Consider the following 12,058-nt stretch of genomic DNA (forward strand, 5'->3'; position numbering starts at 1 on the left):
GGCTTTCTGCTGAGCATACGTACGACTTCCCCATTTCCATTTCAGGAGCGTCTTCAGAGCTGCTCACCACCAGTCACATAGCTTTGGGCTTCCACTGTAACGTTGTCAACTTCTACAGGGAAGTCGTTATAATTGACGATTACGAACCCGCTACCTTCATATGTTGTCCGGAAGACGCCCTCCTCCAGAGATTCATGGGACATCATGGAACGTCCGGCAAACGGCTGGTTCACCTGGTTCACCTCGTTGTAGATCTCGGCAGCCAGATCGATCCATTGTTCATAATTCGCCGCGTAGAGATCATCATAATCCGTTTCTTTCACCACATGGTTTGGCGCATTGAACCATGCAAAGTAAGGACTGGCTCCATATTCAATCAGCTTCAGCACATATTGCCTTGCATTGGTATATGTGGAGAGATTGTATGGCGTCCCCGTATAGCCGATGCTGCCGTGTACAACGAGCTGATAGAACGGAATCTCTTCATCCTCCAGCTTGAAACGGCTGCTGGTCATCGGCGCATCTGTCAGACCTGTTACATACGGCAGGGCATAAGCGTTCCCGCCTTCAGCGACAAGCGAGCCAGCCTGCTGCCGGATCAGTTCAAGTGCCTTCTTTACGGAGCCAAGCGCTTGTGTTCGGTCCACCAGCTTTTTCGGATTCATATCGCTGTTTAACTGAGCTGCCAGATCATTCAGGCTCAGCGACAGTCCATCCTTTTGAAGGGACCTCAGCTCATCTAACATGTCTTCCGTCACGTCCTCCAGCATGTTGGGCGAAAGCACATAGGATGGTGAACGATCCCGGTCCCGCCGCTGGATGGCCTGGTTCATCGGATACATGACCGCCGGTTCCTGAGTTAATGTGCGTGAAGCTTCTTTGGACGGTTTAAACCCTTTTTTGGATTGCACATTCAGCAGAGCGATATCGGGATAGAAGCCGATGCCCGCTTCTTGTGTGTATGCACTGAATTCCCGCAATCCCTTTTTCCCGCCTACGGCGCCGTCTACTTGGATGGAATCCGGCAGTCGATGATGAAGTCCGCCGTTAAGCCATCCCGCATAGCGCACCTGAATATTGGATACCTTCTTCTCCGTCAAGGCGGAGAGAATGTTTTTGGCTTCATCAAACGTGGTCAAAGCCTCCGTTGAATCATAAGGTATGCCCAGCATATGCTGCCTTGTTGTCATGCCGCCGAACAGTTGCAGATAAAAGGGAACGTTACTCTGCTCCTTGCTGGCGTTCAACTCGGGAAGTCCGCCGTTTTGCATCAGATAATCCCGATAGAGAGATGCAAGCCCCGAGTACGAGGCCTTATCCGCCCCCACAAAAGCATATCGAACAACGAAATCAGACACAGTCGGTTTCTTCTGGAATTTCGGAAGTGTACGAACCATATCACTTGCCTGAAGTGTCACATCGCTCTTGTTCATCACATAGAAGCTTGGATATACGTTGTTGTAACTGTTAAGCTTGCCGCTGATATCGGCATTCACAACTGCAACCGCATCCCCTTGTTCAATAATGCCCAGGAAAGCTCCCTCTTTCCGAATCAGTCCAAATACCGGCAACCTGGCTCTGGCTTCATTCGAACTTGCTTCCCGCAGTTTCATGGTCATATCTGGTCCGTATATATCTTGTTGATAGGCAGGATACTGCAACTTGCCATTGTTAAAATGGATCAGTGCTCCCGAACCGTCCGGCACCAGTATGGAGCCCTCTTCGTCTGAACCCCCGGCCCCAAAATAATCCAACACAGATATGCTGTTGATCGGATATTCCTCCGGAAAATGAATGCCTGAGGACGGAACACGCACGAGCAGATCCTCTCCATCCAGCTCATATTCCATCGTAAGCATAAACAGCCGTGGTCCACTTCGTTCCTCTTCAATGCCGAACTCGGCATGATCCTGAGCCAGATCCTCCGATGTGTAACCGGCTGTGTCAAAAGCCTTCAAGGCCCGGGACAATTGCAATCCTTGCATCGCCTTATCAATCCGGACGTAAGCGCCTTCATCCTTGTCTTCCGCATAGCCGACCTTCAAGGCCCGCTGCCCGGTCTTGTCTAGCTGTGCAAGCAACTTTTGTTCAAATCGCTCCTTGCTGATCTTCATCGGCAAGTCTTCTATGGATCGCTCAGTGCTTCCAAACTGGTAGTGGACCCGCACGCCGCTTGGTAGCACCTCATAGCTTATCTGCTTGTGTGCAACACTATCCGTGAAGGAATTCACGGTGCTGCTCTGTCCGAGGCTGTTGAAGAAGCTGAGCTTCGTTTGTGATGACAAAAGGTCTTTGTTTATCCCGGCTGCAACCCCATCCTGCTCACGATCTGCAGGATTGCTGCGCCAGATCTGGCCGCTCTGCGTGTGAATCACTGCAATCTCGGCAGTCTCTTCGTGAATGAACAACTGCAGCGCAGCATTCTGCGCAATGCCTACCATGCCGGGAAGGCGGACATCGCTGAACGATGATTTCAGTTTCTCTCCGGGAGGCAGGGAGGGAAAGTCCGTCGGATCTGCGGCAGTCACTGTCTCGTGAGCGAGCGGTGTTGGCGAGAATTGACAACCGCCAAGAAGCAAACTGCCCGCGAGCAGCATTCCTGTTATTTTTTTGGCTACGGTATAATTCATAACAATTTCCTCCTCCCTTAGCCCCGAAGCACTAATTCCTGATAGATGGTTACGACAAACGATACAATCTGCTGTACAAGACTGAAGAATAACAGGCACAGAAATGCCATAAATGCCATTGCTACAAGTGTCAGCAGCATCGTGAGCACCGTTTTGGCTGGTGTGTACTGATGAACCGTCATATTCCCCACAAATAACAGATATACCGTCCACGCAACGGCGAGTGCATTGGAGAAATAATAAAAGGCAGTTTCCTGCGCAGAAATCACAAGACTCAGCCAGATCCATGGGAAATGAATGAGGAACAACGGTACCAGTGCAAAACACGTTGACATGAAAATTTCGGAGAACTTGCCTTCCCCGTCCATCAATGTGGTTAACGACCAGTTAGCCACACACCAAAACAGCACCGGTATAATGACATATACCATTTCGAGCAGGCTGTTCAGGTACTTTGGATTACTGAGATTAATAAGAAAACCGCTGTACTGGGCATGCAAAATTTTGGTGATGACCAGAAGCACCAGGATCATGAAAGCAATCAGCAGTGAGTTTCTCTGGTTCCGTTCATATTTCAATTCCCAGTATCCGTCAAACGGATGAAAAATCAGATGCAGCGGGTACTGGTATAATTGCTTACTTGATGCCTGCATTCGTAGTCCTCCTTTTCTGCCTGCGAACGATGATAACGGTGACAAATGCAGCTACAGCCAGGAATATACCGGACATCATCCATGAAAAATGTTCACGCATCAGCTCTTTGCGGTACAAAAGAAAAGCTTTGGAATACCCTTTGGGCTCCATGCTGCGCTTGAAATATTTCGCAGACTCGGCGTATTCCTTCTGACGAAGCAATGCTTTGCCAATTCCCGCATATGCATATTCCAAGTTAGCGTTCATCTCGGCAGCTTGGGCAAACAGCACCGAAGACTGATCTTCATCACCGTTATAATAGCTGCGCACCGCTTCGTGGAGCGTACGTCCGTATTCAGTTGTTTGAAAGACGGTGATTTCACCCAGTGCTTTATCCAGAACTAACATCCGGTCTCCCGCACGTTCCAAGGCAACAGGTGTATTAAACTGGCCCAGTCGGTTCCCGATGCCGCCATATATATGGAGCAGATATCCGTCTCCATTGTAGGTGAAGATTCGGCCCTTGCTGGAATCCAGTACAGAATACATGTCACTGTCACCCACATCCACATCAATCAGGCGGGATGGCCCTGCTTCCTGGGTATACAACAAATCACCCTGCGGAGTCTGATAGCCTTCTCTGCGCAAAATGTCTGTACCCTGAGCATTCAGCTTCTTGACCGGATCTTTGCCGCGATCCCCGCTAGTGGCGTAGATAAAGCCCTCTTCATCCATATCCAGATTGGTAAATTCCGTTGGAGTGAACATCACCATCTGGCTGCGCTGCTCCCGTGTTGCAAACCGTTTCCACAGATACTCCACCGGGTCCACCTGAACTCTGTTCGCTCCAATGAAGGAAGAGAACGTACCGTCGGCGCTGAACTCCATGAATCCATCAAATACGCCTTCGGCCATGACGTAGATACGCTCCCCTTTGTCCATAACAATCCGCATCGGTTTAAACTGGAAGTCTGCTTTTAACAGATCCGATTTTGGTTCAGACACGATCTTGACCAGCTTCCCCTGTTCATCCAGATGCACCACCCGGTGATTATCCGAATCAGCGACCAGCAGATGGCCTTTTTCCGTGACGTACAATCCCTGTGGATTTTTAAAATGATCTTCCTTGCCTTCCTGCTCAAATGAATCAATCGTCCGTACCAGCTTGAAGTTGCGATCCATCTCAATGATGCGGCCATTGCCCGAATCGAGTACAAAGACGTGCTCATTGGCGGTAACATGCATGTCACTTGGCTCTTTCATAGGAGTTGTGTTCAGCTTCTTGCCGGTGATAATGGTTGTTGCCTCATATGCCGCCGGTGAAGGAACTGCGTCACCCCAGAAGGAATAATGGTACGCATCCGTTTTACCATCTGCACTCACGAAGGGCGCCTCTTGAACGAACAACAGGAGGCAGATCATGCCCATGATGATCGATTTACGTTTTTTCCATGTGCTTCTCCGCACCTCGCTGCCTCCTTTCTACTCTTTCATGCCCGAAGTGGCCATCGTCTGCATAACACTGCTCTGAGAGATGATAAACAGGGTGATCGGTACGATCATCAGCAGCAAGGCAACAGCCGCACCTACACCGGCTCTTGCAATCCCTCCCTGCACAATCTGACTGAGCGCATAATGCAGCGTTTTGAGATTTTCACTGTAAATGAAGCTCCCGCCATCCGTTCCCCATAACGCTGGAAACTGCAGGATCATGAGCGTGAGCCATGCCGGCTTCACATTGGGCATCACGATGCTCCAGAATATCCGGTATTCATTGGCCCCGTCGATTTTGGCTGCCTCCAGCAAAGCATCGGGGATCTGCTCCATGAACTGTTTCATCAGGAAAAGTCCCAGCGAGAACGCAAGTGATGGCACAATAATGGACGCATGAGTGTTTATCCAGCCAAGCCAGGACATGACCATATAGTTCGGAATCGCCGTAACATGCGGCGAGAACATCAGGGACAGAATGACAATGGTGAACAACACTTTGGAACCCGGAAAACGATATTTCGCCAGCGGATAAGCCGCTGCAGATGCAAGAAGGATATGCCCCGCCGTGCCAAGTATCGTAATAAGCAATGTGTTGGCAATATAGCGGGATAACGGCACCCACGAATTGCCCATGAGGTTGATCAGATCGGCAAAATTCTCCGTTGTCGGATTGTTCACCCAGAAGCGCGGCGGGAAAATAAACAGCTCATCCAGCGGCTTGAATGCATTGTTGACAGCATAGATGAGCGGAAGCACCATAAAGGAGCCGAACACGCCCAGCAATGCAAATAACATCAGGCTGACGGTAAATGACCGATTAAGCCTTTTTGGCATGCCAAACACGGCACGTACTTTGCTGGTCATCGTCATTCACCTATCTTTCTAAGCATTTTTTGCGTGAAAATGTTTGTACCCAGCATCAGGGCAAACAGAACCGTTGCGATGGCCGAGGCATACCCCATCTCGAAACGAATGGTTCCGAAGTCCATCAGATGCGTGACAACTGTGTGTGCCGCATAGTTTACGCTCGGGAAACCTGCCAGTGCGATGGAGATCTCAGCTACGGCGAAGGAAGCGGTAATCTGCATTACCGCACCAAACATCAGCTGCGGTCTCATCGAAGGCAAGGTGATGTACCAGAGCTCCTGCCAGCGGTTTTTGATCCCGTCTACGGTTCCTGCTTCAACCAGAGAACGATCAATGGTTTGCAGTCCTGCAATAAAGGCCAGGAAGCTGGTTCCCAGGCTCAGCCACAGCTGTACAATGATGACGATTGCCAGTACATACTTCTCGTCTGCGAGCCATTGAATCGGTTCCAGTACGACGCCAAGGCGCATCAGAAAGCCGTTCATATACCCGTAGCTGTCACCCGAGAAGATGATCAGCCAGATGAAAAAGACGTTGCCCGATATGGATGGGGCATAGAAAACCAGCGTCATGACCGCCCGAATTTTAGGAGACAGCTCATTGATGATCCACGCAAACAAAAAGCAGGCAATATAACTGAGAGGGCCTGTAATTACGGCAAAAAGCAGCGTGTTTTTGAGAGCGATCAGAAATACGTCATCGTTCAGGAAAAGCCGGGAATAGTTCTGCCAGCCGACAAATCGCGGCAGCTCCAGCATATTGAAGTGAAAAAAGCTGAGCCCGAGTGAAATGCCAACCGGAATGACAGTAAACATGAAAAAAATCAGCATAAACGGTGCCATCAATACATAATAATGCCTGCTGAGATACAGATCCCGCTTCAATAGGGACCACCAGCCGACCTGGCGGGTATGGACGACAGGAGCGGCGGCTGTCTTGGTAGTTTTTGCTTGCAACCGTTACCCTCCCTTTCCTCTATTTCAGATTAAATTCCTTGCGTTTCAACTCAATTTCATCATCAATGTACAACACATAGTCCGATAAGGCTTCACGCGGATTTTCATTTGCATTGACCACCTTGCGGAAGGCGTTGTCCAGATGTCGTCCCGTGAAATAACCTCCAGGAAGCTGCGGGATTCCCTGTACCCATTCCCATTGTTTCTCGAGATTTTGATAATCCTTCACAGGCCAAGGCAATTGCTTCAAGGCTTCGATATTGGCCGTCGGGTAACGGGCAGCTGCTCCCATAAGGCCTTCCATTTCTCTCCCGTATTCAATCTGGGTCTGCTCATCAGTCCACCACTTCATGAACTTCCACGCCGCTTCCTTGTTGTCGGCATTTTCGAGCATCATCACCGCGCTCGTAGCGCTGGCCACTTCATGCCGTATGGACCCATCCGGAAGCTGTGTACCCGGAACAATCGTAAAGTCCCAGAGATTGCGGATTTCCGGAGCCATAACCGTCAGCATGTTATACGTGGTGTAATCAGCAATTCCGATCGGCATTTCCCCGGTACGGAAGCGGTTCGGAAAGTCGGCTTTGAGCGGAAACTTGTAATTGGTATAAAATTGCGTCCAGCGTTTGAACGCGTCCATTGAAATCTCCGAATCCAGCGCACTTTTCTTCTGGTCTTCGGTGTAGAACGTTCCGTCATTCTGATATAACAACATCGCAAAGGTTGAATTCGGAACCAGGTTGGCATTGTTCAGCGTATCCTCAATCGGCAGATAAAACTCCATGTTATGCTTCTGCAGCACGGCGATGGCGTTATATACGTCTTGCCACGTTTTCGGCGGTTCGAGGCCCAGTTCATTCAGAATATCTTTGCGGTAAAAGAGCATTGGAAAATGCTGCTGCTCCGGAAGGGCATATACCCCGTCGTTGTACCGGTAAGGCGTCAATCCGCTTTCACGGAACCTGCCCGAAATTTCCTCGAAATCGGGGAACTGGCTCAGATCCGCTGTTGCATTCCTCATCGCATAGTTCACCGGAATGTCTTCGCCCATCTGCATGGCAACATCCGGTCCTTCTCCCGAGAGTGTTGCGGGCAGCAAAATATTAGGCGGAACGAGACGTAACTGCACAGATACATCCGTATCCGGGGTAAACGAATCGTCGATCATGCCTTTCAGTACTTGGGCCTGATCTCGTCCGGTCGTGATCCATACGGTGATGGCATCTTTCTTTTGTTCCACGTTACCAATGCTGTCGTAATCTTCGGTATACGAGGCAACATATGCGCCCAGTTCGTGCTTCACCTGCTGGACGGTGCTCGCTTCCGCTTTTGGCAGCGATTCACCCGGCGAAGATACGACAACGTAATCCAACGTAATCGGCTGTTCACGTACCGATAGTATCCATGTGCCGAGACCGCCTACGTTAATTTTGAACGTATCCAGCCGTTTGGGAACCGTCTCTGGTCTGGCCGCCATATCTTCAAGCTGCAATACCATGGCGTGCAGTACGGCCACTTTGTCACTTTGCTCACCCGTGGCCTTTTCCAGGTAATCTGCAACGGAGCGCAAGGTGTCAGCTTGTCGTTCAAACACCTCCGTCATCTCCGGAATACGCCGTTCCAGCTGGTAATCCCGCAGTGGGTCCGGACTGTTGGAGGTGATCATCAATATTTTGCGATACATCTCATTCAGTTCCAGCACGCTGGATTCCACGGTCCGCAGCAGCGGAGCGATGTCGCCAAGTGTAACCGTCATTCTGATTCGGTGTTTCCCTTTTTCAAGATGAAACTGATATGGCTGATCCTCTCCCGAACCCAACACCTGAGTTTGCCAAGCCGGGCTGTAGTTAAATCGAATGCGTTTCATTTCCTTAAACGGAACTTCGCCGTTAATCGTCAGACTGCGGGTGGCATAGATGCCACGCAATTGATCCTGCTTCACCTTAAGCGCCAGTTGATACAGTCCGTCTTCAGGCACGTCAATTTCCCATTCAATCCATTCGCCCGGCAGTTTCCAGTTAATGCCCCCGATGGCGTTCATCCGAATTTTCGATACATTATAAGGCTCGAGTGAAGGGCTTGATCGGTCCGAGATTGGTGCCAGTGTAGGGGATGATTTGCTGACAGCTTCCTCCCCCTGTACTTTCAGCATGACAGGAGCCGATTCTTTCAAGCCGAGTGAGGCATAGGTCTGCTCCAGCTCTGCATAGGAAGGAGCTTCGCTTTCCTGGTACAACTCGATATAATCAATCGCCATACTTTCTCTTAATGAAGTGAGCGATAACTTCTGACTGCCTTTTTCAAAATAAAACTGAAACGGTTCCTCGAAGTACCCTGCGCTGTCCTTGAAGGAAGTCAGTTGCCATTCGGGCTGTTCCACTTGTCTTGGTCTAAGCTCGTTGCCACGATCGTCCTGCCGGACGTCATCCTCGCGATTCCCCCATACCCTGTCAAACAGAAGAATATCGGCCCCTCTGAACGGGACCTTACTATTAAGCTCAAGCCTGCGTTCGATCCCGGAGCTTTTGCCTTCTACGGGATAATAGTGAATGCGAATGTTGTACAAACCGCTCACTTGAACGGGAACATCCCAGCGAATGGTTCCAGTTTCCGGCGTAATTACGGCACTTCCGTCTAATCCGGCGTACCCTTGCACAACCTCAAATTCCCCATCCTCTGCCTGAACATAAGATTCGCCTTCGATGCGTACAATATCATCCGGTTTGGCCGTATTGTCATGAGTAGTCAGATAATGCTCATAACTGAATGAATCCTCGGTTCCCGATACCGCCTCAAAGTCCTCAAGCGCATGTACCGTTCCCGGATTACGATCCCGCGATGGATATAGTGTCCATATGGAGAGCACCAAGGCCAGGACAAGCACCAGGATTAGTCCCTTTTTCTTACGTGACCGCATGTTTGAATGTATCCCCTTTCCTGTAAGCGTTGAGAGAAATGATCGATTGACTAACCCGGACAGACCGCACCTTCACTGGTGCGTTCTGCCCGTGTAACGTGATACTTATTTGTATACCTCATCAATCGCAGCCTGGAAAGGAGCCTTGTATTTCTCGATCAGCGTGGATACGGACACCCCTTCTTTGAGCTCCCCATCAAAGTCCCAGAACGGCAAGGACGGGAATGTGTTATGGTCGAGAACCAACATACCTTCCGCGACCTCTCTGGCGTTGTTGATATCTGCTTCATCGGTCAGATGTGTCTCCAGTGTGGATTGTCCCGGATACTCATAGATCGAATCGATCTCGTTAATTTTCTCCCAGATGTACATCAGTTGTTCCGGATTCTCTACCGCTTTTGGAATTGTTATAGCTTGGTAACGTGACTCACCGGAGTGATACGCTGTTGCACCTGGACCTTTTGGAAACGGTACGAAACCAATATCGTAGTCCTGCATATCCGTCATAATGCCTTCGACTTCGTACATAGCACCTGAATACATCAAGGTGTTGCCTTGACGGAAGAACGTGGATGGCTCTGTCCAATCGCCGCCCTCAGAAGCTCTGCCGACTTTCTCGGTAGCCAGTTTGGACAGGAAGTTCAACGCTTCTTTCGTTTTTGGATCTTCCAGGTTCTGCTTATCCTCTTTGGTCAGAGAAGCCTCGTTGGAGTACAGAATCGGTTCCAGCAAGCCTGTTTGAGCGAGTCCCCATGTATCCAGCTTGCCATCATTGTTTCGATCCTTGTTCGCTTGCTTGGCAACGCTGATGAACGTATCCCAGTTCCATTCATCGGCATCCACATACTCCTGAAGTGGCTTCAAGCCGAGCTCTTGCATGAGTGTGCGATTATAGAAAATCCCGTTGATAAACGAGGACTGGTCCTCGGTAAAGCCGTAACCTTTGCCTTCATACTGCATGTATTCCTTGGTTGTTTTCTGGTTGAATACCTTGTCGTTTTTAATATAATCATCCACTGGCCATAACAGATCCTGTTTGGTCAATGCCGGGATGGCATAGTTTTTGCCCAATCTCACCAGATCGCCAAGCGGTTCACCGGCCATCAGGGAAGCAACTACTTTTTCCTGATATTCACCGAAATCGATGGAAACGTATTCAATATTAAAGTTGTGTTTTTTCTTCAGCGCTTCGAGATTCTCAAGGCGTTGAATGTTGTCCGGGTTGTTCCCCTGTATCTCCATGTCCCACCAAGCAACAACCTTGATGGTTCTGCCGCCCATGTCAAAGTCCATTTCTGGTGTGGAGTTTTCATTCTTGGGCTCGGTTTCTGCGGGTTTTTGTTCCTCCTGTGGTGTTGTCTTTTCCGGCTCGGGTTGAGCGGTAGGTGCAGAACTGCATGCAGCAATCACCAACAAGACCGCAAATACCAAGCTCAGTAGCATGAACTTGTTTTTTCTCATCGTCTTCCCCCCCTGATTGTCGTTTGCTATCACAGTGTATCGTTCAAATGAAAGCGCAAACAACCCGCCAGAATACAGATGTTTACCCGGGCTGAATATAGATTCGCGTAATTTTGTGCGAGCAAAGTGCATTATAGGTTTTAATTGGTAAAGAAATGCACTGTCTACAAAAATATGCACATTGTATGCGCTTTCTTTTATTACCATAATGAAATTAAGTCAAATTTCAGTTAATCTAGCGCATTACAATTCAGCAGAAGGTGAGGTATTGCTTCATGTATGATATTTTACTTGTGGATTTCAGCCGTCGTTTGTGCGGAGAGTTGCAACAGATGTTGCTACGGAGCAAAGCTCAATATACTATCGCAAATTGTGTGTTCTCATCGGCCGAGGCTTTGACCGCATTGTCAGAACGAGACTTTTCCCTTGTTATGGTACATACAGAGAGGTTTGATACCGCGGGGCTCTGGTTATGCAACGACATTCGTAAAAAAAGTCAAATACCCATCCTCCTTATGGGTGGAAGAGATCACTTCAGGTTTGTACGCAAAGCCCTGACGTATCAGGTAAATGATTATCTCCCGTATCCTGTTAGTCCCTCTTCTTTACTTAACAGTCTGCATGGACTTAGATCCCACCTTGAAACCGACCCGGCACACAAAACGTCGTCGTTCTTCAAAACACCCGTTCAAATGAACGGTAAGCCCATGCACTCCAGTCATGTTATTCGTATCGTCAAGGCCTATGTACGGGATCATCTGAGTGATGAAATCACGCTGAAGAAGATCTCTGACATGCTTCATTTTAACTGTGCGTACCTTGGACAGAAGTTCAAGCTGGAAGAGAAGATGTCTTTCAATGATTATATGCTCCAGCAACGTATGGAAAAGGCACAGCAGTTGTTGTCTTCCACGAATCTGCGAATATATGAGATTGCTATTGAGGTAGGCTATAAGGATATTGACTGGTTCTATAAAAAGTTCAAAGCGTATGCCGGATCGAGTCCCAATACTTATAGAAGACAAAAAATCCACACGGCCTAAAGGTGGATCGCCGAATCGGTTTGTTTATCAATTAGATAATAACCACAAAAAAACGCA

General features: G+C 49.1%; 8 protein-coding genes. 1 reads left to right on the forward strand and 7 read right to left on the reverse strand.

Going from position 1 to position 12,058, the window contains the following annotated elements:
• Window positions 1–53: 53 nt before the first annotated feature.
• The 7 genes from D829_RS0108670 to D829_RS0108700 form a co-directional block, all read right to left on the reverse strand.
• Window positions 54–2,630, reverse strand: coding sequence for a DUF5696 domain-containing protein (locus D829_RS0108670; RefSeq protein ID WP_017688481.1), 2,577 nt, complete (start codon window positions 2,628–2,630; stop codon window positions 54–56).
• A 17-nt stretch (window positions 2,631–2,647) separates the two neighbouring features.
• Window positions 2,648–3,283, reverse strand: a complete 636-nt coding sequence (locus D829_RS0108675; protein WP_017688482.1) for a YIP1 family protein — start codon at window positions 3,281–3,283, stop codon at window positions 2,648–2,650.
• Window positions 3,267–4,730 (reverse strand): hypothetical protein, encoded by a 1,464-nt coding sequence (locus tag D829_RS0108680; protein WP_017688483.1) that lies wholly within the window; start codon window positions 4,728–4,730, stop codon window positions 3,267–3,269. Before D829_RS0108680 ends, D829_RS0108675 begins: the two co-directional genes overlap by 17 nt.
• Window positions 4,731–4,745: 15 nt before the next feature.
• The gene (locus D829_RS0108685; RefSeq protein ID WP_026081082.1) at window positions 4,746–5,621 is read right to left on the reverse strand and encodes a carbohydrate ABC transporter permease; all 876 of its coding nucleotides are present in this window, start codon (window positions 5,619–5,621) and stop codon (window positions 4,746–4,748) included.
• Between the two features lie 2 nt (window positions 5,622–5,623).
• Complete coding sequence (locus D829_RS0108690) at window positions 5,624–6,580, reverse strand: sugar ABC transporter permease (protein ID WP_017688485.1); 957 nt, start codon at window positions 6,578–6,580, stop codon at window positions 5,624–5,626.
• Between the two features lie 19 nt (window positions 6,581–6,599).
• Complete coding sequence (locus tag D829_RS0108695; protein ID WP_017688486.1) at window positions 6,600–9,497, reverse strand: extracellular solute-binding protein; 2,898 nt, start codon at window positions 9,495–9,497, stop codon at window positions 6,600–6,602.
• Window positions 9,498–9,602: 105 nt separating this feature from the next.
• Window positions 9,603–10,958 carry an extracellular solute-binding protein gene (locus D829_RS0108700; protein ID WP_017688487.1) on the reverse strand — a complete coding sequence of 452 codons (1,356 nt, stop codon included), beginning with the start codon at window positions 10,956–10,958 and terminating at the stop codon, window positions 9,603–9,605.
• A 275-nt stretch (window positions 10,959–11,233) separates the two neighbouring features.
• On the opposite strand from D829_RS0108700, the gene D829_RS0108705 reads away from it, so the two are divergent.
• On the forward strand, window positions 11,234–12,001 hold the full coding sequence (locus tag D829_RS0108705) for a helix-turn-helix domain-containing protein (RefSeq protein WP_017688488.1): 768 nt from the start codon (window positions 11,234–11,236) through the stop codon (window positions 11,999–12,001).
• Window positions 12,002–12,058 lie beyond the last annotated feature (57 nt).

Origin of the sequence: Paenibacillus sp. PAMC 26794 (assembly GCF_000316035.1) — a bacterium.
Taxonomy (GTDB): domain Bacteria; phylum Bacillota; class Bacilli; order Paenibacillales; family Paenibacillaceae; genus Paenibacillus.